We start from the raw sequence: 23,207 nt of genomic DNA, 5'->3' as shown, positions 1-23,207 counted from the left end.
GCGCCCTCCCTCCACAAAGCGTGTCCTTCGTCACCATAACGCGGCTCACAGCTTGCCGCAATCGCGTACAGGAGACATTCGTCGCCTTCGGGAGGCGCGTGCGTCACGCATGCCCATGGGGCCGGGAGACAAGCGTCGCCTCCAGGCTTCGCGCGTATTCGGTGAGCCGAACGGTCATCTCATAACGAAGAAAAGGTGTCACCAGATAAATCCCCGGAAAGAGTCGTATGGCCACCTCGACCAATTCTCGCGCGATGGCCTCGCCGACCGCGGGCGCCTCCTCCGGCGCGGCCTCCTGCATGCGGCGCAGCGCCTGTTCGGACAGGCGAATGCCCGGCACCTGGTGATGCAGAAATTCCGCATTTCGAGCGCTCGTCAACGGCATGATGCCCACGAAGACCGGGACGCCCAGGTCTCGCGTCGCCTCCGCGATGGCCGCCATCAAATTGGGATCGAACACAGGCTGCGTCATTACGAAGTCCGCGCCCGCCTCCACCTTTCGCCGCAGGCGTTCCACGGCCTTTCGGAAGTTGTGGACGTGCGGGTTGAACGCCGTGCCGATGACAAATCGGGACGGTTGTTTGAGCGGCTGGCCGGAAAAACCAATGCCCTCGTTCAGCCTGCGCACCATCTTGGTCAAGTCCATCGACGACACGTCGTACACGCTCGTGGCCCCCGGCAGCTCTCCGTACCGGGACGGATCTCCCGTCACAAGCAACACGTTGCGGATGCCGAGGACCGCGAGCCCCATCAGGTGCGACTGCTGCCCAATGAGGTTCCGATCTCGGCACGTCACGTGGACCAACGGCTCGATTCCCCGCTGTTTCAGAAGGCTCGCCAGCGCCATGTTGGACACGCGCACCGAGCCCAGCGAATTGTCCGCCATTGTGATGAGGTCGGCGCCTGCGCCCGCGAGCGCTTCGGCCCCCTCCAAAAAACGAGCGATGGACAGGTGCTTCGGAGGGTCCAACTCGACCACGATGGCCTTTTTTTCACGTGCGATATCGACAACGCTCATGCCGTCATGATACGCCCCGGCCCCCGTCGTCACCGCGGACGGTCGGCTCGTGGCGTGGGTCTCCGCCTGGATGGCGGCGCCGTGTGGCTCGCGGTCCGCGCGCATCAGGGCATCGCGAAGGGTCCGAATATACTCCGGCGTCGTTCCACAACAGCCGCCGAGCCATCGAACTCCAAGTTGCGCAATGCGGAGCATGAGGCGCGAAAAATCCGCTGTGTCCCCCGTGTACGCGATCTCGTCTCCCTCCGACCGCTGCAGAATCCCAGCGTTCGGCACGGCCGCGTACGGCCCATCGGCCGCCACGCCCGCCTGCTCGTAGGACCGCAAGATCCCGTAAGGTCCGAGGCGACAGTTCAGTCCCACCACATCGGCGCCCGCCGCCTTGATGCGCCGGAATGCCTCCGCGAGCGGCACCCCGTCGCGCGTCACGCCGATCTCCTCCGGCGACAGGTTGACCACCAGAGGCAGGTCGCCCAGGATCGGGCGCACGGCCGCGATCGCAACGAGCGCCTCCTCGAGATCCGGGAACGTTTCCAGAATCAAGCCGTCGATACCGGCGCTGACGAGCGCCTCCGCCTGTTCCGCGTACACGCGCGCAAGCAGATCGCGTTCTTCGTCCTGCAACAAGGCGCCGTACCGATATCCGCCCATCGCCGGACCCATCGTGCCGTACACGCTCGCCTCATCGCGAGCGGCGGACCGCGCGATCTCGACGCCTCTTCGGTTCAGACTCTGCACGTCCACGGTGAGACCGTGGCGCTCCAACGCGATTCGATTGCCCATGAACGTGTTGGTCTGCAGGACGGTGCAACCCGATTCGACGTAACGGCGGTGCACGCGCGCGACGAGATCGGGCGAAGTCAGGTTGAGCTGCTCAACGGGCGTGCCGATGGGAACGCCCAATTGGTGTAGGTAGGTCGACATGGCCCCGTCGAAGATGACGTAAGCGCCGAGCGGGCCCTCGACGTCCCGGGGCGGACGACGCCACTGGCGCCACACTGCATCCCTCATTGCGGATTCTTCCTCTCGTTCACGCGATAAGTGAAAGGTTTGCGAGATTTTCGACATTGTAACACATGCTCGCGGCGCGAGTTCAACGCAAGCCGAAAAAAGGCGATCCGCCGAAGCGGACCGCCCAGGGCGTGGGTTGTCTCTCACCCGTTCGACTGCCTCTTGCCGTGAGGCACATTCGCCCGGTGATATGCCTTCCAGGGAACCACCGCATCCAACCGCGAGCTGAGCATCTGGTTTCGCCGCTCCACAAACGCCTCCACGTCGTGGTTGTGGCTGAGCGCACCCACGAACGTGAAGTCGTCGTTGTGATGTTGCGTGTGTTCACCTGACATCTGGCCCACCCCCGGCTTAGCATGACACCATCATGCCGGCTTCATGCCTTCACCACGTCGCGCCCGACGACTGCAGTTGTTCGTCCAGCCACGTGCGCACGCCTTCAATGGGAATTCTGACCTGTTCCATCGAATCGCGCATCCGGATGGTGACCTGCCCATCCGATTCCGATTCGAAATCATACGTCACGCAGAAGGGCGTGCCGATCTCGTCCTGCCTCCGATATCTCTTCCCAATGGACCCGGTCTCATCGTAATCGGCACTATACGTCTTGATCAGATCCAGGTACAGACGGTGCGCCGGTTCGTTCAGCTTCTTCGACAGAGGCAACACCGCGACCTGGTAAGGCGCGAGCTTCGGGTGCAGCCGGAGAACAACCCGCGTGTCTCCTTCCGCCACTTCTTCCTCGTCGTAGGCATCGGCGAACACGGCGAGAAAGAGGCGATCCGCGCCGATAGAGGGCTCGATGCAGTAGGGAATGAATGGCTCCTGCCCTTCCTCCTGCACCATCATGTTCTCACCAGAGTGCTCCTGGTGCGCCTTGAGGTCGTAATCGGTGCGATTCGCGACGCCCAAAAGCTCCCCCCAGCCGAACGGGAAGCGGTACTCGATATCCGTCGTGGCCTTGCTGTAGTGAGACAGTTGCTCCTTGGCGTGATCGCGAAACCGCAGGTGATCCGGCTTGATGCCGAGCGAGAGCAACCAATCCATACACGTCTGCCGCCAGTACGCAAACCATTTCTCGTCTTCGCCCGGCGCGCAGAAGAACTCGAGCTCCATCTGTTCGAATTCGCGCGTGCGGAAGATGAAGTTCCCCGGCGTGATTTCATTGCGGAAACTCTTTCCAAACTGACCGATGCCAAACGGCAGCTTCTTGCGCATCGTGCGTTGGACGTTTTTAAAGTTGACGAAAATGCCCTGCGCGGTCTCGGGGCGGAGATACACCTCGTTCGCCGCGTCTTCCGTCACGCCCTGAAAGGTGCGGAACATCATGTTGAACTGCCGGACATTCGTAAAATCGCGAGCTCCGCAGTTGGGGCAAGCGATTTGAAGTTCCTCCATCAGCCGCTCCATTTCCGCAAACGGCAGGCCGTCCACGACCAGGGACTTCCCCTTCGCCTCGGCGGCCTCCTCGATCAGCTTATCCGCGCGGAAACGGGCCTTGCACTGGCGGCAGTCCACCATCGGATCGTGGAAGTTCGCCACGTGTCCGGACGCGACCCACACCTGCTTATTCATCAGGATGGCCGAATCCAGGCCCACATTCAACGGATTTTGCTCGATGAAAAACCGCCACCAGGCGCGCTTCAAATTGTGCTTCACCTGAGCGCCGAGCGGCCCATAATCCCACGTGTTGGCCAATCCACCGTAAATCTCAGAACCGGGGAATATAAAGCCTCGCCGCTTCGCGAGCGACACCAACGTATCCATCGTCACCTGCATCGACTGTTCCTCCTGCTCGTCCTCAATATGGCTATGATAGCCGAGGCTGGCGCGTGCGCGCAACGGAGCGCGTCCGCTGTGCCTATTTTGGCAAGGTGTTGTGTATAATGAAACTCCGACTGGTCTCACACCGGCGCGAGCGGTCGCAGCATGGGGGGAGAGTTCGTGAAGACCAAGCAACGCGTCAAGATGGTGTTTCTCGACATCGATGGAACGCTGTTTGTGAACGGCCGGATCGTGCCCAAAAGCGCCGCGGCGGTCGCTAAACTCATCGAAAACCAGATTCCGGTCGCCGTGTGCACGGGTCGGAGCGTCATTCACGCCCAACACGTGCAGGCCTCACTAGGGATCCCATACGGCATCTATTTTAACGGCGGTTTGGTGAAGGCCGGAGATCGAGAGATCTTTGCCCTGCCTTTCTCGCGCGAAGTGGTTCGAGGCATCCTGGAATCGGCGGAGCGCCGCGGCATTCAGACCATCATTCACACGCACGATCACGCCTTTAGCCTGCGGCCGATTCCACCGGAATATCTGCCGGTCCTCGCGTCCTACGACTTCCCGCCCATCGCCTGCGAGCCGACGATGGCCGATCGGCTGGACGAGATCGGCGTGTTTCAGTTGAACGCGTTCATGACCGCCGAGTGGGACGACGTGTTCGAGCGCGAGTTTCCCGAATGCTACGTGTACCGCTGGCACGAACAGGCCGTCGACTTCCAGCGCCGCAAGTCGGATAAGTCCATCGGCGCGATGCACCTCCTCTCGTATCTCGGCATCTCACCTGAAGACGCCGTGCACATCGGAGACGGAGGGAACGACATCGGCATGTTTCGCACCATGGGATACTCCTTCGCCATGGGCAACGCCAGCGACGAGGTCAAGCGCGCGGCCAAGCGCGTCACTTCGAGCGCCGACGAGGGCGGCGTCGCGGACGCTTTGGCCGAACTTGGGCTCATCTGAGCCTCTTTTTCCCTCCCATCCGAACACGTGTTTGCACCTTTCGACGTGACGTGTTAGAATGGGACCGAAGGGAGTGGGGACGGTGAGCGGTCTTACGGCTCGTCAACGCGCAATTCTCGAGTTTATCCGAAAAAACATCCGCGAAAAAGGATATCCGCCATCGGTGCGCGAGATTGGAGAAGCGGTGGGGTTGGCGTCAAGCTCGACGGTTCACGGGCATCTCGAGCGACTCCAACAGAAGGGTTACTTGCGTCGAGATCCGACCAAACCGAGAGCACTGGAACTCCTTGTGGACGACGAGGAGCCGGGGGATGTCGTGCTCGCTCCCATCGTCGGTCGTGTGACAGCGGGACTTCCCATCTCGGCGCTGGAAGACATCGAGGGATACTTGCCTTTGCCGCGCGACGTGGCGAAGGGCGATGAAGTCTTCGCGCTGCGCGTGGTCGGCGAGAGCATGATCAATGCGGGCATTCTGGATGGCGATCTCGCCATCGTGCGGCGGCAGACGTCGGCCGACAACGGCGACATCGTCGTGGCCATGACCGACGAGGACGAAGCCACCATCAAGCGGTTTTACCGGGAGGATGGCCGTGTGCGCCTCCAACCAGAAAACGACGCGATGTCTCCCTTGTACTTTCCGAACGTGACCATCCTCGGCAAGGTCATCGGGATCTTTCGGCAGATCCGATAGAAAGAAAAACATGCGGCGCAAGCCTCTTTCGCTTCGCCGCATCTTCAGAGCACCTCTTCGAGACCAGGCAACGAGATACGTCAGGCGGTCACAGAGAGCTTCCTCGCTCCGACTGGAGCCAGTCGCTTTGGATCTTCTCCATCGTCTTCTTGCTCGTCTCCGGCACGACCCGCTGCATGAAGACGGCCATGGCGATGCAGAACAGCGCGAAGATCCAAAACGTCCACGTGCCGCCGATAGCCTGCAACAAAATCGGGAAGAACTGCGCCACGAGGTATGTGGCGAACCACAGCGCAAAGGACGCGATGGCCATGGCGCGGCCGCGGATGGCAGTCGGATAGATCTCGGACAACACAATCCACACGCCGCCGCCCCAGGACAGCTCGTAGGCGATGGTGTGCGCGAACACAAGCGCGAGGACCAGCCACGTGATCATGTGCGGCAGTGAAAAGGCGACGCCCAGGATGGCGAGAAAGAGCGCCATGAGCATCCCGTTCCACACAAGCAACCGCTTTCTTCCGACGCGATCGACGATGAGCATCAGCACGATGACGAAGATGACCTTGATGGCGCCAATCCAAACCGTGTCGTAGAACGACGCGTTGGTGCCTGCGCCGGCCGCCTTGAAGATCATCGGGGCGTAATAGCCCACGGCGTTGGTGCCCGTGAACTGTTGGAAGATCGCGAGCACGACGCCGATGCCGAGCGCCTTTCGAATGCCCGGGCGCGACAGTTCTTGAAACAACGAATCCGGCACGACTTCGAGCGATTTGCGAATCTCCTCGACGTCCCACCGCGCCCGCTCAGGGCCGCTCACGCGTTCGAGAATCGAGATGGCCTGCTCTTCGCGTCCCCGCTTCATGAGATACCTCGGGCTCTCCGGCACAAGGAAGAGCAGGAAGAAAAAGATGACGGCCGGAATGACACCCATGGCAAACATCCAGCGCCAGCCCGTCGTCTGGTTCCAGGCCGTGGTGTGCGAACTGACGATAGCCGCGTTCACAAAGTAGACGATGAAAATCCCGGACACGATAGCCAATTGGTTCGACCCGACCAATCGCCCGCGGATCCGCGGCGGTGCGATCTCGGCGATGTAGAGCGGCGACAACAGCGACGCCAGACCGATGCCGACGCCCCCGATAAACCGCCCGAGAACCAACACGCCGACGCTCGGCGCGAAGGCCGAGATCAAGCTCGAGGCGATGAAGATGATGCCCGCGACCGACAGCGCTTTCTTCCTTCCGAACGAGTCGCCCAGGAAGCCCGCGATGAGCACGCCGAGCATGGCGCCGAGATCGATGCTGCTCGAGACGAGTCCGGTGGTCGCTGCACTCATGTGAAACTCCGATTTCAGAAACTCGTTCGCCCCTGCGATCACGCCGGTGTCATACCCGAAGAGAAGCCCGCCGAGCGATGCAATGACGACGACCGTCACGACGTAGCCCAGATTCGGCCGATACTCGGCCTGCGCCACTTCTGCCTGCATCAAGGTTCAGTCACCTCCTGTGTGCATCTGCCGCGCATACCTGCTGTCATCCTCCTTTGCCAGTCGACGCCAGTCGACGCCTTCGGCCTCGTTCATCAATCTGCAGAGCCCGGAAGCGTCTGCCCCACCCCCTTTCAGGCATCCTGCCTGTCACAAGGACGCGACGGCCTGAACCGGGCCCTCTCGCAGGGCCATTTCCACGAACCGGATCCATCCGTCGAGCACGCCCGGCACCTGGGTCAGATCCGCGGACCACAGCTCAGCGTCCGAAAGAATGGCGTGTGCCGAGGCCCCGAGGTCGTCCTGCCACAACGCCCTCAGCCGGTCCGCGGCCGGATCCGGCTCAGCCGCGCGTTCCATGCCGGGTCGGTACGCCAGGCACACCGCCGCGACGGCCGCCGTGAGCCTCCGGGCGTCGCCCAACCGCTCCACCGCGTCGAGGAGCGTCGGCACGAGCCGAATTCTTGCCTTCGAGACGGCATTTGTGGCAATCGAGCGCAACTTGTGCTCCAGATACGGATTCTGAAACCGCTCGAGCACGTCGTGAGCGAAATCGCGCAACATCTCCGGACGGCTCACACGACGCTCGGTCGCCGGCACGATCTCGCCGTGGACGAGATGGCGGACGTACGCGGACAACGTGGGATGCTGCATCACCTCGAGCACCGTCTCGAGGCCCGCCATGAGACCCAGGTTTGCGAGCGCCGTGTGCGTGCCGTTCAACGCGCGAAGCTTCTGCAAGCGAAAGTCGCGGATGTCGTCCGCGTAGTGGACGTGCAGGCCGACTTCCTCGAACGGCCACAGCGCCTTCAGCCGCTCGCTGCCGCGAATGGCAAACAGGTAGTACGGTTCGACCGTCACCGCCAGCGCGTCCTCATAGGGGAGCGGCGGATCGCCCGCGTAGGGGGTCACGATGCGATCGACGAGGGTGTCGCAGAACTCGACGCGATCGCGCAACCAGCGCATAAAGTCGCCGCCGAGCTGCCAGTCCGCCGCATGGCGCTCCACAATGGACCGCAACTGCTGGCCGTTGTCGTCGATGAGCTCGCACGGGACGACGATCAGCCGACTGGTTTCCTGCCAGCCGAGCGCGAGGTACCGCTCGTGCAGGTACTGCGTCAGTTTGGCCGGATAGGTCCCAGGCGGAGCATCCGACATGGGCCTCGGCACGGGTTCATATCGAACGCCGAGCTCCGTGGTGTTGGACACGGCGATCTCGACGAGCGGATCGCGCGCGAGTTGCAGGACCTGCGCCCACTCCCGCGTCGAATCGAAGGCGCGAGCCACGGACGTGACAAGCTCCGCGTTTTCCACGGGCCTGCCGTCCTGCATGCCGCGCACGAGTACCGTGTAAAGGCCGTCTTGTTCCTGAAACTGGTGAACGTGGTGAGCGCCGCTCGGGCGCGGATTCACCACGGCGATCCTTCCTTGAAACGTACCGGACTCATTCAGGCGGTGAACAAGCCAGTCGACGAAACCCCGCAGAAAAATGCCTTCGCCAATTTGAACCACCCGGATGGGCATGGCCCGCGCGCGCTCGAAGCTGGCGCGAGCTTCACCGTCCAATGCGCCTGCGTGTAACCGCATCGTCTCGTCTCCCCACGGAAATGTCCGACATTCAACCCCACGAGCGCTCGCGGAGCCAGGCATGAGTCGGATCGTCGTGCGGAATCATCACGCGATCCACCGGTCCCGCCATGAGCCACAGATAGTACAGTTGATAGCCGCCCGCGGCGCAGACGGGGTGATACCCGCGCGGGATCATGAACGCGTCGCCGTGTCGAACGCGATACGTCTCGTCGATGGAGCCATCCGAGGTGTAGATGGACTGCAGCCCAAAGCCGTGAGGCGGGTCGAGCTGATAGAAATAGATCTCCTCCATGAGCGCCTCAACGCCCGGGATATACTCGTCGTGTTTGTGCGGCGGATAACTCGACCAGTTGCCTGGCGGATTGAACGTCTCGCCGACAATGATCCGGTGAACGCGGCCTTCCGCCTGCTGCACGACGATGTCATGCACCTTGCGTTCGAAGTTGGCCTGCCCCACGGTCTTCACCTGGACTTCGTCCGGCGTGACGACGAACGGCTGGTGGACTTCCTCCGCAACCGCCTGGCAGACGGCGACCTCGAGCGCCCCGTCGCCCGCGTTTTCCACGCGAAACGGTTGGCCAACCGGCACGTACACTGCTGTCGCCGGCGCCGCAAAGACATTCGGCCGCTCGTACGGCCCAAAGGTGTGATGGCCGACCGACACGCGCATGGCGCCCGACAGGAGAACCAGGACCACCTCTCGTCCCTGAAGGGTCGCTTCATGCGCCTCGCCTCGACCGAGCCGCAGGTGGCCGAACGAAATCCACTTTAGCCCGGCCGCGTTCTGTTGCGGCACCAACTCGTGATAACCGTTTTCCGCTTTTCCTCGCACCAGATACATCCTCATCCAACCTCCGCTTCGCTCAAAGGGTGACGCCGTCCTTGAAGATGGCGATCTCGCGATACCCGTTCACTTCGTTCCGGGCGAGTTCTTCTCCAGACGCCACGCGAATGACCTTGTGCAGCAATTCCTCCGCGAGATCGTTCATCGATTCCCCGAGCGCGATCCGCCCCGCGTCGAAGTCGATCCAGCCAGGTTTCGACGACGCAAGCTGGTGGTTGCTCGCAATCTTCAGCGTTGGAACCGGCCCGCCGAAGGGCGTGCCCCGGCCTGTGGTGAACAGGATCAGCTGCGCGCCGCTCGCCGCGAGCGCGCTCACCGACACCATGTCGTTCCCAGGCGCCGAGATCAGGTTGAGCCCAGGTTTCACGGCCGGATCGCCGTAGCCGAGGACGTCCACCACCCGGGAAAGGCGCCCGCCCTTCTGCACGGCACCGAGCGACTTTTCTTCCAGTGTGGTGATGCCGCCCGCCTTGTTTCCGGGGGAGGGATTTTCATAAACGGGCTGGCCGTGGCGCGTGTAGTAATCCTTCCACGACTGAATCAGATCTACGATTTTGGCGAACGTCTCAGGGCTGTCGGCGCGATCCATGAGCACCGTCTCCGCGCCGAACATCTCAGGCACCTCGGTCAGGAGTGCCGTGCCGCCGCGAGCGACGACGCGGTCCGCCACCTGTCCCACGAGTGGATTCGCCGTGACGCCTGACAGACCGTCGGATCCGCCGCATTTCAGCCCCAATTTCAGACGAGCCACTGGCACCGGCTGGCGGACGAATGCGCGCGCCCGCTCGACGAGGTCCTCCAACAGCCGCATGCCGTCCGCGAATTCATCCGTGGTGCGCTGGAGTTCGAGGAACGCCACCCTCTCCAGCGACGCTTGATCCAACCGCTCCCGAAACGCCTCAATCCGGTTGTTCTCGCATCCGAGCCCAATCACAAGCACGCCGGCGGCGTTGGGGTGTCGGACGAGCCCCGCGAGCAGAGATTGGGTGTAGACGAGATCATCCCCGAGCTGTGAACACCCGTACGGATGCGCGAAGTGGTACACGCCGTCGATCCCGCCTCCGCGCCATTTGGCGTCGGCCATCGCCGCTAGCCGCTCGGCCACTTTGTTCACACACCCGACCGTGTTCAGGATCCAAATCTCGTTGCGCACGCCGACCTGTCCGTCGGACCGGACATAGCCCATGAACGTGAGGCCGTCGTCAAGCACGAGTGCCGGAGAACCGTGCGGTCGGTACACGTAGGAGCCGCGCTCCGAGAGCGCCGTGCGCAGATTGTGCGTGTGCACCCATTCGCCCGGCTCGATGTCCTGCGTTGCGACGCCGATGGGAAAACCGTATTTGTGCACCGCTTCTCCGCACTTCACAGGCTTGACGGCGAGCTTGTGGCCCAGTGCAATGGGCGCTCGAGCGCTCACCTGGCCGAAAGGGGTCTCGACGACCTCCCCCACGTCGAGCGGTTCAAGCGCCACCACGACATCGTCGACCGGCGAGAGATGCAAAACCTTGGGCGCCACGCGGAACCGCCTCCTTTGTCGCCTGTTCACCTCATGCAATGGTCCGTTAGAATAACTGTTAAATTAACATTCTAGAGAAAGAAAAAGTGGACAGGATGAATGCGATTTCTCTCGCAATTCAAGTGCAGTATACGCCGCTCGAAAAAGTGTTGTCAATATGTTATCATTCACATCAAGAGGATACGAGAGAAGGGTGACCCGCATGACCACGATGGCGGATGTCGCAAAACGCGCGGGCGTGTCCATCATGACCGTATCTCGCGTGGTGAACAACTCCGGTTATGTGAAGCCGTCGACGAGGCAAAAGGTGCTCGCGGCGATGCAGGAACTCAACTACGTTCCGAAGGGGCAGCAGTCCTCGCCGCACGACACGTGGATGCTCATCGTGCCGGACATCACCAACCCGTTTTTCACCTTTATCGCGCGCGGCATGGAGGACGTGGCGCGCAAACACGGTTTTCGGGTGTTCATCGCCAACACGGACGAGGACCTTCAGAAAGAGCAGGAATATGTGCAGATGTGCCTCGATTACCAGGTGCGCGGCGCGCTGGTGGTGCCGGTCGGAGATCCGTCGCGCGAAAACCTGGTGCGGCTCACCGAACATCAGGTGCCGTTCGTGCTCATCGACCGCGAGATCGAAGGGCTCGACGCAGATCTCGTCAAGGGAGACATTCGCGAGACCTCGCGTCGGCTCGTGGAACATCTCCTGGACCTGGGCCACGAGCGCATCGCAGCCGTGGTGGGCCCGCTCCACAGCGCGTCCAGCCGAGAGCGGCTCGACGGGTACCGAGACGCCCTTCTCCACAAGGGGTTACCGGTGGATGAGAGCCTCATCTTCACGGCGCCCATGACGCGAGACATGGATGCATCGTTTGTGGACGCGCTCGTCGGGCGTTCGGACGCACCCACCGCCCTGTTCCTCGGCAACATGTTTCAGTACGCGCATATCGTGCGAAGGCTTCGCGGTCTTGGCCTTTCGATTCCCCACGACATCAGCGTGGTCAGCTTCGGCAACACGGACGATCTCGCCTCGGTCGACTCCCTCGCGACGGCGGCGGTTCAACCGGCATACAACTATGGATCGCTCGGCGCGCAGCTTCTGCTCGAGCGGATTGAGGGCGTGCGGAAGACGTCGACGAGGATTGTACTCCATTCGGAGATGGTCGTGCGCAGTTCCACCGCGCCGCCTCCCGTGCGGATGACCAAGAAGAGGTGACCTTGTCCGGCCACCCCTTGCGTTCTGTCAGTAAATAGTGAAATATTGCTCCCGCTCCCACTCCGTCACCTGCGTGCGGAACATGTTCCACTCGATGCGCTTCGCTTCGATGAAGTGAAGCAGGACGTGATCGCCGAGCGCTTCCATGATCACTTGGTCCCGGATCAAGGCATCCAGCGCCTCGTTGAGGTTGGACGGGAGGCTTCGAATGCCCGCCTCCTCCTTTTCTGCTTCCGTCATCATGTAGATGTTCCGGTTCACCGGCGGCGGAGGTTCCAGCTCGCGCTCGATCCCGTCGAGCCCGGCAGCGAGCAGCGAGGCGATGGCAAGGTACGGGTTGCAACTTGGGTCCGGGCTGCGGACCTCGACCCGCGTCGACATGCCGCGAGCGGCGGGGACGCGGACGAGCGGCGACCGGTTCTTGCCACTCCACGCGATGTAGCTCGGCGCTTCATAGCCGGGCACGAGGCGCTTGTACGAGTTCACGAGCGGATTGCAGATGGCCGTGAACGCCCGAGCGTGCTCCAACAGCCCGGCGACAAAATGGAGCGCCGTCTCGCTGAGCCCCATCTCCCCCTCCGGATCGTAGAACGCGTTCTGGCCATCGCGGAACAGCGACAGATGGGTATGCATGCCCGAGCCGTTAATGCCGTAGAGCGGCTTGGGCATAAAGGTGGCGTGCAGCCCGTGCTCCCGCGCGACCGTCTTGACGACCAGCCGGAAGGTCGTGAGGTTGTCCGCCGCCTCCACCGCTTCCGCGTAGCGAAAGTCAATCTCGTGCTGCCCCGGGGCGACCTCGTGGTGCGACGCCTCAATCTCGAACCCCATTTGCTCCAGCGCGAGTACGATATCGCGGCGGCAGTTTTCGCCGAGATCGACCGGTGCCCAGTCGAAGTAACCCCCTTCGTCGTTGAGGTCGAGCGTGGGCTTTCCATTTTCGTCCAGCTTAAAGAGGAAAAACTCCGGTTCCGGGCCGACGTTGAACGCCGAAAACCCCATGGCCCTGGCCTTCTCGCAGACGCGTTTGAGCACCGACCGGGGATCGCCCGCAAACGGCGTGCCGTCCGGAAGGTTCACGTCGCAAATCAAGCGCGCCACCTTCCCCTGCGGCGTGTCCCACGGGAAGACCAGCCAAGTCGACCGATCCGGCGCCAGGTACATGTCCGACTCCTCAATGCGGACAAACCCTTGAATCGATGAACCGTCAAACATGATGCGGTTGTCCAGCGCCTTCGGCAGTTGGTCCACCGGGATCTCCACGTTTTTCACAATCCCGAGCAAATCGGTGAACTGCAGGCGCACGTACCGCACGTCGTTCGCTTCGGCCAGTTTCAATATTTCTTCTTTTGTGTATTCTTTCCGCATACGATCCTCCCTCGCGGCTCATTCAGCGGTGGCGGTAGAAGCGAGACAAATCGCCTTGAAACTCTCCCGTTTGCCGCCGCTCCATCAGCTCGCGCTCCAGCCACTGATACACTTCGGAATCGGGCACGTCCCTTGTCGCCAACGGGCGGCTCGATCTCGGCCGCCTGTCCTTCTCGAGAAGGTTGCGCTTCACGCTCGCGATATTGTGACCCTCGTCGAGCAACTGTCGGATCTGCATCAGGCGCTCCACGTCGGCAAACGAAAACTGCCGCTGATTCCCGGGCGTGCGCGCCGGCTGGATCAACCCGTGCTCTTCGTAGTAACGGATTTGCCGTGCGCTGAGCCCCGTCAGCTTTTGCACCGTGCCTATCGAAAATAAGGGCATGTTCCTGCGCTCTTCCAAATCCACGGCGCGCCCCTCCCTGTGCGACCTGTTGAAACTTATCGTAACATGGAGGGCGCGCCACGACAATCACTCACGTGATATTCTTTGACGCAAGCGGCGCGATCGCGGCCACCACCCGGCGCACCGCCAACACGGCATGCTCGTACGTCAACCCGCCCTGCACGTACGCCACATACGGCGGCCGCAACGGCGCGTCGGCGGTCAATTCGAGAGAAGCCCCCTGAATGAACGTCCCGGCGGCCATGACGACGGGATCCGCGTACCCGGCCATCGGCGCCGGTTCCGGGCGCACATGCGCATCGACGGGCGCGACGGACTGGATGGCCCGGCAGAAGGCCAGCAGGCGGTCCGGCGCGCCGAGCTCGACCGACAGGATGAGATCCGTTCGGTCCGCCTCAGGCCCCGGAGACACGCGAAAGCCAAGGCCTTGGAGCGCCGCCGCCATCAGCCGCGACCCTTTCACCGCCTGAAGCACCGCGTGCGGCGCGAGAAACAGCGCCTGGAACATGGTCAGAAGATAGGGGCCCGTCGGGCCGTACTCGGCCGCCGTGCCCGGCGCCACAAGCCGCGCGGCGACGCGCTCCACGATGTCCCGCCGGCCCACGACGTAGCCGCCCGTCGGACAAAGCCCTGCGCCCGGGTTCTTGATGAGCGAGCCCATCGCGACATCCGCGCCCACGTGACATGGCTCGCGATCCTCCACGAACTCGCCGTAGCAGTTGTCCACCGCGATCCACACGTCTGGGCGAGCCTCTTTCACCGCCGAGAACGCGGCCTCCAGTTCCGCGATGGAAAACGACCGTCGATCGCCGTAGCCGCGCGATCGCTGAAACAGCACCATCCGCACCGCGGGTGCGCGCACCGCCCGCTCGATGGCCGCAAGGTCCATGCCCCCGTCCTCGCCGAGCTCCACGATCTCGACCTTCACGCCGTGCTCCGCGAGCGAGCCGGGCGCGGGTCGGAGCCCGAGCGCCGCGTGAAGCGTGTCATACGGCACGCCGGTGGCGACCACCAGGCGATCTCCCGGCCGCAAGCAGCCAAACAGCGCGAGGGCGATGGCGTGCGTCCCGGAGACGATCTGCGGGCGCACCAAGGCGGCCTCGGCGCCAAACACGTCCGCGTAGACGGCCTCAAGCTTCTCCCGCCCCGCGTCGCCAAGCCCATACCCCGTCGATCCGACGAGATCGAACTGCGCCACTTCGTGGCGCCAAAACGCCTCGAGCACGCGCTCCTGATTCGCCAGCGCGACAGCCTCCGACCGGCGCTGATAAGGCTCGATCTCCCGCTCGCACGATTCCACGTACGTGCGGATGTCATCCAGCTTACCTTCCAAAAGCATCCTCAGTCCGCCTTCTCCTTCGCTTGATGCAGCCGCGCTTCCACCGCCTGGTACAGCAGCTCGAGATCCCCCGCCACGGCGCTTCCGTACACTGTCTGCTGCGCCTCGAGGTCAGGCGGCGGCTGCCAGGCCGCGAGATCCATCTTGTTGTAGAACGTGATGATGGGCTTGTCCAGCGCGCGCAGATCGGCGAGCACCTGCCGCGTGGCCCGAAGATGCCGATCCGGCGCGCGCGACGCGTCCACCACGAGGACGATCACGTCCGCGTACGCCACCTCTTCGAGCGTCGAGCGAAACGCCTCGATCAGATGATGCGGCAGATGCTCCACGAAACCCACGGTGTCCGTTACCACGTACGGCTCGCCGCCTGGCTCAAATACGCGCCGCGCGGTCACGTCGAGCGTGTCAAACAGGCGGTCCCGCCCGAAGGCTTCCGCGACGCGCCCGCGATCCGCGACCCACCTCGCGCGCACGGTCGTCTTGCCGGCGTTCGTGTACCCGACGAGCGCCACCACCGCGCTGTCGCGGACCCGCCGCTGCCGAAGCCTCGATCGGTGGGCGGAGAGCTCGGCGAGATCGCGCTCCAGTTTGGCAATGCGCGCGCGAATCCGCCGCCTGTCGAGTTCCAGCTTCGACTCGCCCGGCCCCCGCGTGCCGATGCCACCGCCGAGCCGGGACCACGCCGCGCCGCGCCCGGAAAGCCGCGGCAACAGGTACTTGAGTTGGGCGATCTCGACCTGAAGCTTGCCCTCGCGGCTCACAGCCCTGCGCGCGAAGATGTCGAGAATGAGCACGGTGCGATCGACCACGCGCCGATGAACGGCATCCTCCAGGTTGCGCGCCTGCGTGGGCCGCAGTTCGCCGTCCGCCACCACGAGGTCCGCGCCCGTCGACTCGACGAGATGACGCAGGACCTCCACCTTGCCTTGCCCCAGGTACCATCGCCCATCCGGCGATCGGCGCCACTGCACGACGGTTCCCACCACCTGGGCCCCGGCCGCCTCGCAGAGCCCTGTCAATTCCTCCACGCGGTACGCCACGTCGTCCTGCGTTTCGTCGCTTCGCTGCCACACCAGGAGTAAGGCCTTCTCAGCTTCCACAGCGCTCGCGCTCTGCCTCCTCGCCCGCTAGTCCTTCGCTATCATCGCAAATCGGGCAGCGCGCATCAAGCTGATAGCGCATGCGCAGAAGAAGCGGCGCCTCCGCGCGGCCGACCTGTCGCCCCGATTTGAATCCCGCGCGCCGCCCTGCGTGATACGACAAGGCGACGAGCAGGAGCACAAGCCCTGTCACGAGAGACGCGACCATGGCCCCTCCCCCCTATCTTCCGGCACGAGTTTCGACGTCGTCGTTTCGGAGACCACGTTGACCGCGGCCAAGGCGACGAGTCCGACGAGGCTCCATACTACCTCAGAAAAGATGGCGACGGCCATCGCGCCGAGAATGGTGAGAAGCACCTCCACGACGCCAAAGCGAATCACCGCGTTCCATTGGCCGGTCTCCGCGTCGCGAAACCGGTCGACGAGATCGTCCAGCCAGTCCACTGCGAGCATGAAGGATGCGCCCCAGAGGGCGCCGCGCCAGCCCACGATGAGCGCACAGAGGCCAAGGGCGATGAGGCTTTCCGCCCACGCCGGGAGTTGGGACGGCAATCGTTCGAACGGCCGCGCGAACATCCCGACCGCATAGGCGCCAAAGAACGCCGCGATGGCGGGTGCTTCGGCGAGCGCGACGGCGCACGCCATGACGACCATCGCGTACGGGAGGGCCGCGCGGCCAAAGCGCGCGGCGAGCGTGCGCTGCCCCTGACACAGGTCGTAGTCCACGTCCAGCACGTCGTCCATCCACTTGACCGCAAGGCCCGCCAGGAGGAGCGCGCCAAACAGGCGAGCGAGATCAAGCCAGCTTCCATACATACCGCTTCACCTCGTCGAAGCCCGCGCCCGTCTTGGCGGACGTGGCGATCACGCGCGCATCCTGAAGGCGCTCCCGCAGCCACGCCACCCCTCGCTCCGCGAACGGCAGATCGATCTTGTTGGCCAGGACGAGATAAAACGCCTTGGTTCGCCCAATCGTCACCAGCTGTTCGTCGAGCGCGTGAAACGGCGCTTCGCGGGCCTCGAGCGAGCGCCCGATGTCCGCCGCGTCCACCACGTGCAGCACGGCTTTTGCCGCGACGAGCGCGCGCAGCGTCTGGCCCATGGCGCGGCGGACCCTCTCGTCCCGGACGTGGCCGTCCGCCAGGCCGGCGCTGTCGACGATGTCGACCGAACGGGAAACCTTCCCCCTCGCCACCGGGATGGCAAGCGTCTGGAGCGATGTCGTCGAGTGGGGCTCCCCCGACGTGAGCCAGCGCTCGGCCTCGCGAATGGGCAACCTGCGCCTCTCTCTTCCGCCGTCCGTCCGCTCCACCACCCAAACCAGGTCTTCCACGCCGAGGGCACGCGCCAGGCGAAGACACGCGGAGGTCTTGCCTGCGTTGGCCCGGCCGACCACGACGACGTCGCTCATCGCACCTCATCTCCTTGCCAGTCTCGCGCCTCGATGAGCATGAGCGCGTCCCGCTTCGGCCTCGCTTCTTCAAAGAGGCGCACCGCCTGACGCCGAATGGCTCGCTCCACCAGGTTGCGAACGAACCTCGCGTTCGAGAACGGCTCGAGCCGAGGCTCGCGAAGCGCGTTCTGGAGCAGGCTTCGAAGCGCCCACTCGGCCTCGGCGGTCATGCGGTAGTCTCTCGTGGCGAGGGTCTTTTTCGCAATCTGCACGAGCTGGTCCACGCCGTAATCGGGAAACCGAATCTGGATGGGGAACCGGCTCGGCAGGCCCGGATTGGTGCTCAGGAACCAGCGCATCTCGCGCTCGTAGCCGGCCAGGATCACAATGAGCTCGTGTTTATGATCTTCCATCGCCTTCACCAGGCAGTCGATGGCCTCGCGGCCAAAGTCCTTCTCGCCCCCACGCGCGAGCGAATACGCCTCATCGATGAACAGCACGCCGCCAAGCGCCTTCTGAATCTGCTCCCTCGTCTTCTGCGCCGTGTGGCCGATGTACTCGCCCACGAGATCCGCGCGCTCCACCTCCACCAGATGCCCCTTCTCCAGCAGGCCACACTCGTGAAACATGCGCGCGAGGATGCGCGCCACCGTGGTCTTGCCGGTGCCGGGGTTCCCGTAGAAGATCATGTGAAGCACGGTCGGATCGGCCTTGAGCCGGTGTTCCCTTCGCAATCGCTGCACGTACACGAGCGCGAAGATCTCGCGCACCACCCGTTTGACCTCGTCGAGCCCGACGAGATCGTCCAGTTCGCGCAGAAGCTCGTGAATGCGCCGCTTGTCGATTGGCGGCGCGACCGAGCCCATCGGGTCGTCGACGCCTGAGATCCTGGCGAGCGCGTCGGTCAGATCGATATGCCCTCGCTCGTACAGGTCGATCACGCCCGCGGCTTTCCGGGTGTCCACCGCTCGCGTGGTTCTGCGCCCCGTGTTTCGTGGTGTCATTCGCGTGTCACCCCTCACTTGGCCGGCAGCGCCGACCCACGCCACAAGGTATGCGGGACCGCGCCCATGGGTGATCGCCCATGCCAAACGCATGAAGAGAGGCCGTCCCCGGCGATGAGCGGGGATACGGCCTCCAAGGGAGCTTCTTTAATAAACGCCTGGGGCGGTCTCGGCGTAATTGGTGGTGTCCACGGCCCACCACTTGATGCCGATGCTCGGCGCCACACCGTCCGAGCGGTTTTCTTGAATCAAATCGGCCGGAATGGCGGTGTTGCGGATTTCGATCACGGTCTCCGCAGGATTCGACGTGTAAAAGGTCAGGCCGCGAACGTCGTCGACAGTCGGGACGTACGCGCCGAACACGGGATCGAGAATGGCCAGGATGTGAATGTACGCCTTTCCCTTCTCGTACGTCACGCGGTAGGACACGTACTGTTGAACCACGTTATAGTTGAGCAGTCGGCTCGTCCGGGTCACGAGGATCTTCCCCTCGTAGTACTGCTGCGCCAAACGCCGGAGCGCCTGCACCGCGGGTTGCGGTAACACGCCCGGATAGGTCGTTCCGCAGAGGTGCTGCGCGACAATGGCGTAATCGTGATGGACCTCAATTTCCTTTAGATGAGCTGGAGACAACTGCTCGTCGAGCCCAAACGGCGTCCAATTCCACTCCGGATCTCCCTTAGCGTTAAATCCCTCGGACGTGTAGCGCCAAAATCCCCACACCTCCCGACCGTCCGGCAGCCGGAGCGGATAGATCATGGAACTCATGCCGAACTGGTCGCTCGCGCCGTCCGGCCATACGAACCGAATGCCGTACGGGATGGTGATGTCGGTGTGATAATATTTGGACCACGGATTGGCGCCCTGCTGATAGTCATAGAATGGAGTTCGGCCATAGTCGCCGAAGTTGTCCACATTCGACTTGTTGCCGTGGTCCGTCCACACGGTGAGATAGTCCCCGTCCGCTTTCAGCGCGTCAATGGCCTGAATGGCGAGCTTTCGGGAGAACAACGTCTCGTTCTGATTCCGCTCGCTGAAGTCGCCAAAGGTGTGCATGGTGTCGATCCAGCCGACGTGGATGTAATGATTCAGGACGGCTGCGGCGTAGGGCTGATTCGACACGCCCTTAAACCAACTCAGTTCGTCCGACATCGGCTCGTGGTGGATGTCCACGTAGCCGGGCAGGTTGTCTCCGTTGTACATGAAGAACGAATCCGCGAAGTCGAGCCCGAGTCCCTTGCCGAGCGGCGTCATCTGCGTCGTATTGATGAATTCGTGAACCAGGTTGAATTTTCGCAAGGTTTCGCTGTCCGCGTCGGACGAAATCGCGAGCATCGCGTCGTACGGGTACGGGAATTTCCGCATCCCGTAGACTTTCGGAGGCACATGCGTGTTAACCACGGGATACGGCTGGCTCTCCGCGGCCGCCGGGTTGCCCGCCTGGCCGCCAGGCGTCACCGTGGCGTTGCTTCCCTCGGCGGGCGTCGACGTTGCAATGGAAGACGTCTGCGTCTCGTTGGTCAACGCTCTCACCGCCACGTCGGCGGCACCCTTCGCCTCGGGCCCACCCGCTGCGCCACATCCTGTCACACCCACTGCCGCGAGCCAAATCGCGGCAGACATCGTCGCCATCTTGGCTTTCATCTTCCGCTTCCCCCGTATCTCTTCCTCTTTGGCGCGGCACGGGGCCCGGAAGGCGTTCGCGTGCACCGCGCCCTTCTGGTACGAGGGTAGCGCGCCGAGTTCAAACTCACTTCAAGCGATTGGTGGAACTGAACCTGCCTTCCGCCGGTCTCCGAATTCGAGGTCTTTGTCCCGGCGATGTGACATACCCTTTCGTTGACGGAGATGTGGGGTGGAAGCGATGACCAGAAGCCGACAGTCGTTCTTGCACGGCGCGGCCGTGCTCGCCTTCGCCGGCATCGTCACCCGCGTGATGGCGCTGGCCGTCCAGATGGTCATGGCCCGAACGATGGGTGCCCAGGGCTTCGGCCTCTTCCAGACCATCAGTCCACCGTACTTCCTGCTCGTGACCCTCGCCACCTTTGGGCTCCCACCCGCGGTCTCCAAGGTGATCGCAGAAAATCTCGCCGTTGGAGACGTCGCGCGCGCGCGCAAGGCGTGGATCATGGCGAACGCGTGGAGCGCCGCTTCCGGCCTGGCCATGGTGTGCCTCGCGTTTGCCCTGTCGCCCCACCTGCAGCGCTTCATGGATCCTCGGGCCATCCCCGCCTTTTTCGCGATGGTCTTACGCATACCCATTGTGTGCCTTTCTTCGGTGCTGAGCGGCTTTTACATGGGCATTCAAAATCAGACGCCGCCTGCGCTCGCGTGGATCGTGGAGACCACGGTGCGCGCCGCGGCGTCGGTGCCTCTCATGATCTGGATGAGCCCTTGGGGCGTCCGGTACGGCGCCCTCGCGCTCGTCATTGGCGGCGGCATGGGCGAACTTGCAGGATATCTCACCATGCTCGGCACGTACGGGCTTCGCGATCGCCGCCTGCTCGTGACCGTTCAGCGAACGGCGCGGCCTGCTCGCGGCGTCGTTCGCGATCTCGCCCAAGTCGCCGTGCCGACCATGCTCTCCAACGTCTTGGGCGTGGTTGCGTTCGCTGCGGAGCCCACCGTCATGTACCAGGCGTTTCTCGAGGCCGGGGTGTCGCGGCGCGAGGCCACCGCCATGTACGGCGCCTTCGGCATGGCCATGGAACTCCTGTTCATGCCGACCGTGCTGTCCGGGGCCATCTCCTCCGTCATCGTCCCGGCCATCTCCGAAGCCAAAGCGCTCCACGACGACCGGCTCGTCGCGCGCCGCATCGCCCAGTCCATCCACGCCGCCATGTTCGTCGCGCTGTTCGCCGCCGCGCTGTTCATCGCGTCGGGCGAAGACGCCGCGACGGCGCTGTATCGAAACCCGACCGCTGGACAGTTGCTCGCGTATCTCGCGCCATCGTGCCTGTTCTTTTACCTCAGCGATCCGCTCTTCGCCGTCCTCCAGGGACTGAACCGAGCGTTCGTCTCGACCGTCATCACGTTTCTCTCGAGCGCCGTTCGCCTGGCGTGCATCTACGAATTCGTCGCCGCGGGACATCAAGGCATCCGCGGGCTCGCCTCGGCGGTGGCCACGAGCGGCATCGTCGCCGCGGTGCTCGGCATGCTCGCCGTCAGGCGGTATCACGATCTCGACCTTGATCTCAGCATGAGCGCCAAGATGGCCCTTGCCGCCGCCATCGCGTGGCTTCCGATGGGCGCCGTGCAGCATCACGCGGCCCTGCAGGCGGCGTGGATCCAGTTCGCACTGTGCGCCCTCGCCGGCATGACCACGTACGTGATCTCCGCGATGTACCTAGGGCTTGCCACCGTCGACGAGATCGCGCGGATCCCAGTGGTGGGCGAACCCCTGGCGCGCGCCATGCGCCGCTTGCCGTATCTCGGCGCGCGCTGACGCGGGTTCAGGCGGGATCGTAGCCGTTTGGATTTTGCGACTGCCAGCGCCAGGTATCCCGGCACATCGCATCGAGATCCTGCGTGGCCTTCCAACCGAGCACGTGCTCCGCTTTGGACGGGTCGGCGTAGCTCACCGCCGCATCGCCGGGGCGCCTTGGACCGATGCGGTACGGGATTTTCCGCCCGCTCGCCCGCTCAAAGGCCCGAATGACCTCGAGTACACTGGAGCCCTTTCCAGTTCCAAGGTTAAAGGCCTCCGCACCCGCGTGCGACAACACCCAGTCGAGTGCGCGCACGTGCCCGGACGCCAGGTCCATCACGTGAATGTAATCGCGCACGCCCGTGCCGTCGGGCGTCAGATAGTCTCCGCCGAACACCACGACCTCCGGCCGCTTGCCCACGGCCACCTGCGCCACATAAGGAACCAGGTTATTCGGAATGCCCTGCGGATCTTCGCCGATCCGGCCGGAAGGATGAGCCCCGACAGGGTTGAAATAGCGCAGAAGCGCCGCGCCAAAACCCTCGGTCGCCACGGCGACGTCGCGCAAGATCTGCTCGATCATCGCCTTCGTCTGACCGTACGGGTTCACCGGGGCGATGGGCATGTCCTCCTTCAAGGGCATCTCGTTCGAAGCGCCATACACCGTCGCGGACGAGCTGAACACGATCTTCTTCACGCCGTGTTGCAGCATGGATTCGAGCAGATTGAGCGTGCTGCCGAGGTTGTTTCGGTAGTAGCGAAGCGGCTGCGCCACCGACTCCCCGACCGCCTTGAGCCCGGCGAAGTGAATGACGGCTTGAAACGCGTAGGCGCGAAAGACCTCGTCGAGCGCCTGGGCGTCGAGCATGTCCACCGAGTGCACGGGAAACGCTTTGCCGGTGATCTCGGCGACGCGCCGCAACGCCTCGGGTTTGGAATTCGCAAAATTGTCGATGGCGACGATATCGTAACCGGACTCGACGAGCGCCACACAGGTGTGCGAGCCGATGTATCCGGCCGCGCCAGTCACCAAAATCATGGCTTCACCCCCAGCGAAGTAGAACC

The 23,207-nt window shown here is 63.4% G+C and carries 21 protein-coding genes; 4 read left to right on the top strand and 17 right to left on the bottom strand.

What is annotated here, in order from left to right:
• Positions 1–103: 103 nt before the first annotated feature.
• From AACI_RS07790 to AACI_RS07780, 3 genes are all read right to left on the bottom strand, one after another.
• Positions 104–2,029, bottom strand: a complete 1,926-nt coding sequence (locus AACI_RS07790; protein WP_049763310.1) for a bifunctional homocysteine S-methyltransferase/methylenetetrahydrofolate reductase — start codon at positions 2,027–2,029, stop codon at positions 104–106.
• Positions 2,030–2,172: 143 nt separating this feature from the next.
• Complete coding sequence (locus AACI_RS07785; protein ID WP_012810900.1) at positions 2,173–2,364, bottom strand: hypothetical protein; 192 nt, start codon at positions 2,362–2,364, stop codon at positions 2,173–2,175.
• Between the two features lie 49 nt (positions 2,365–2,413).
• The gene (locus tag AACI_RS07780; protein WP_012810899.1) at positions 2,414–3,808 is read right to left on the bottom strand and encodes a glycine--tRNA ligase; all 1,395 of its coding nucleotides are present in this window, start codon (positions 3,806–3,808) and stop codon (positions 2,414–2,416) included.
• A 165-nt stretch (positions 3,809–3,973) separates the two neighbouring features.
• On the opposite strand from AACI_RS07780, the gene AACI_RS07775 reads away from it, so the two are divergent.
• Complete coding sequence (locus AACI_RS07775; RefSeq protein ID WP_012810898.1) at positions 3,974–4,765, top strand: Cof-type HAD-IIB family hydrolase; 792 nt, start codon at positions 3,974–3,976, stop codon at positions 4,763–4,765.
• An 82-nt stretch (positions 4,766–4,847) separates the two neighbouring features.
• Positions 4,848–5,456 (top strand): transcriptional repressor LexA, encoded by a 609-nt coding sequence (gene lexA / locus AACI_RS07770; protein ID WP_012810897.1) that lies wholly within the window; start codon positions 4,848–4,850, stop codon positions 5,454–5,456.
• Positions 5,457–5,544: 88 nt separating this feature from the next.
• Here lexA and AACI_RS07765 read toward each other — a convergent pair whose 3' ends face one another.
• From AACI_RS07765 to AACI_RS07750, 4 genes are all read right to left on the bottom strand, one after another.
• Positions 5,545–6,942 (bottom strand): sugar porter family MFS transporter, encoded by a 1,398-nt coding sequence (locus AACI_RS07765; protein WP_041707434.1) that lies wholly within the window; start codon positions 6,940–6,942, stop codon positions 5,545–5,547.
• A 150-nt stretch (positions 6,943–7,092) separates the two neighbouring features.
• Positions 7,093–8,529, bottom strand: a complete 1,437-nt coding sequence (locus AACI_RS07760; RefSeq protein WP_012810895.1) for a tagaturonate reductase — start codon at positions 8,527–8,529, stop codon at positions 7,093–7,095.
• Between the two features lie 31 nt (positions 8,530–8,560).
• Positions 8,561–9,373, bottom strand: a complete 813-nt coding sequence (iolB, locus tag AACI_RS07755) for a 5-deoxy-glucuronate isomerase (protein ID WP_012810894.1) — start codon at positions 9,371–9,373, stop codon at positions 8,561–8,563.
• Positions 9,374–9,395: 22 nt separating this feature from the next.
• Positions 9,396–10,892 (bottom strand): UxaA family hydrolase, encoded by a 1,497-nt coding sequence (locus AACI_RS07750; protein WP_012810893.1) that lies wholly within the window; start codon positions 10,890–10,892, stop codon positions 9,396–9,398.
• Between the two features lie 202 nt (positions 10,893–11,094).
• Here AACI_RS07750 and AACI_RS07745 point away from each other — a divergent pair, with 202 nt between their 5' ends.
• Positions 11,095–12,108: a substrate-binding domain-containing protein gene (locus AACI_RS07745; protein WP_012810892.1), complete on the top strand. Its 1,014-nt coding sequence runs from the start codon at positions 11,095–11,097 to the stop codon at positions 12,106–12,108.
• A gap of 27 nt (positions 12,109–12,135) precedes the next feature.
• Here AACI_RS07745 and glnA read toward each other — a convergent pair whose 3' ends face one another.
• The 9 genes from glnA to AACI_RS07700 all read right to left on the bottom strand — a co-directional run bounded on the left by glnA (position 12,136) and on the right by AACI_RS07700 (position 20,359).
• The gene (gene glnA, locus AACI_RS07740) at positions 12,136–13,473 is read right to left on the bottom strand and encodes a type I glutamate--ammonia ligase (RefSeq protein ID WP_012810891.1); all 1,338 of its coding nucleotides are present in this window, start codon (positions 13,471–13,473) and stop codon (positions 12,136–12,138) included.
• 22 nt (positions 13,474–13,495) lie between these two features.
• The gene (locus AACI_RS07735; RefSeq protein WP_012810890.1) at positions 13,496–13,882 is read right to left on the bottom strand and encodes a MerR family transcriptional regulator; all 387 of its coding nucleotides are present in this window, start codon (positions 13,880–13,882) and stop codon (positions 13,496–13,498) included.
• Between the two features lie 67 nt (positions 13,883–13,949).
• A complete protein-coding gene (locus AACI_RS07730) occupies positions 13,950–15,218 on the bottom strand; it encodes a methionine gamma-lyase family protein (protein WP_012810889.1) in 1,269 nt (422 codons plus the stop codon).
• Between the two features lie 2 nt (positions 15,219–15,220).
• Positions 15,221–16,318 (bottom strand): GTPase HflX, encoded by a 1,098-nt coding sequence (hflX, locus tag AACI_RS07725; RefSeq protein WP_012810888.1) that lies wholly within the window; start codon positions 16,316–16,318, stop codon positions 15,221–15,223.
• On the bottom strand, positions 16,308–16,526 hold the full coding sequence (locus AACI_RS07720; RefSeq protein WP_012810887.1) for a hypothetical protein: 219 nt from the start codon (positions 16,524–16,526) through the stop codon (positions 16,308–16,310). Before AACI_RS07720 ends, hflX begins: the two co-directional genes overlap by 11 nt.
• A complete protein-coding gene (locus AACI_RS07715) occupies positions 16,508–17,134 on the bottom strand; it encodes a hypothetical protein (RefSeq protein ID WP_012810886.1) in 627 nt (208 codons plus the stop codon). Before AACI_RS07715 ends, AACI_RS07720 begins: the two co-directional genes overlap by 19 nt.
• Entirely contained in the window at positions 17,115–17,729 is a 615-nt protein-coding gene (locus AACI_RS07710; protein WP_012810885.1) for a GTPase, read from the bottom strand. Before AACI_RS07710 ends, AACI_RS07715 begins: the two co-directional genes overlap by 20 nt.
• On the bottom strand, positions 17,726–18,715 hold the full coding sequence (locus tag AACI_RS07705) for an AAA family ATPase (RefSeq protein ID WP_012810884.1): 990 nt from the start codon (positions 18,713–18,715) through the stop codon (positions 17,726–17,728). The genes AACI_RS07710 and AACI_RS07705 overlap by 4 nt, the downstream gene beginning before the upstream one ends.
• A 147-nt stretch (positions 18,716–18,862) precedes the next feature.
• On the bottom strand, positions 18,863–20,359 hold the full coding sequence (locus AACI_RS07700; RefSeq protein ID WP_012810883.1) for a hypothetical protein: 1,497 nt from the start codon (positions 20,357–20,359) through the stop codon (positions 18,863–18,865).
• Between the two features lie 220 nt (positions 20,360–20,579).
• On the opposite strand from AACI_RS07700, the gene AACI_RS07695 reads away from it, so the two are divergent.
• On the top strand, positions 20,580–22,160 hold the full coding sequence (locus AACI_RS07695; RefSeq protein ID WP_012810882.1) for a putative polysaccharide biosynthesis protein: 1,581 nt from the start codon (positions 20,580–20,582) through the stop codon (positions 22,158–22,160).
• A gap of 7 nt (positions 22,161–22,167) precedes the next feature.
• Here AACI_RS07695 and galE read toward each other — a convergent pair whose 3' ends face one another.
• On the bottom strand, positions 22,168–23,181 hold the full coding sequence (galE, locus tag AACI_RS07690; RefSeq protein WP_012810881.1) for a UDP-glucose 4-epimerase GalE: 1,014 nt from the start codon (positions 23,179–23,181) through the stop codon (positions 22,168–22,170).
• Positions 23,182–23,207 lie beyond the last annotated feature (26 nt).

The sequence above is a fragment of the Alicyclobacillus acidocaldarius subsp. acidocaldarius DSM 446 genome (genome assembly GCF_000024285.1).
Lineage (GTDB): Bacteria > Bacillota > Bacilli > Alicyclobacillales > Alicyclobacillaceae > Alicyclobacillus > Alicyclobacillus acidocaldarius.
Note: the sequence above shows the minus strand (reverse complement) of the source record. Positions and strands in the feature narration are given on the sequence as shown.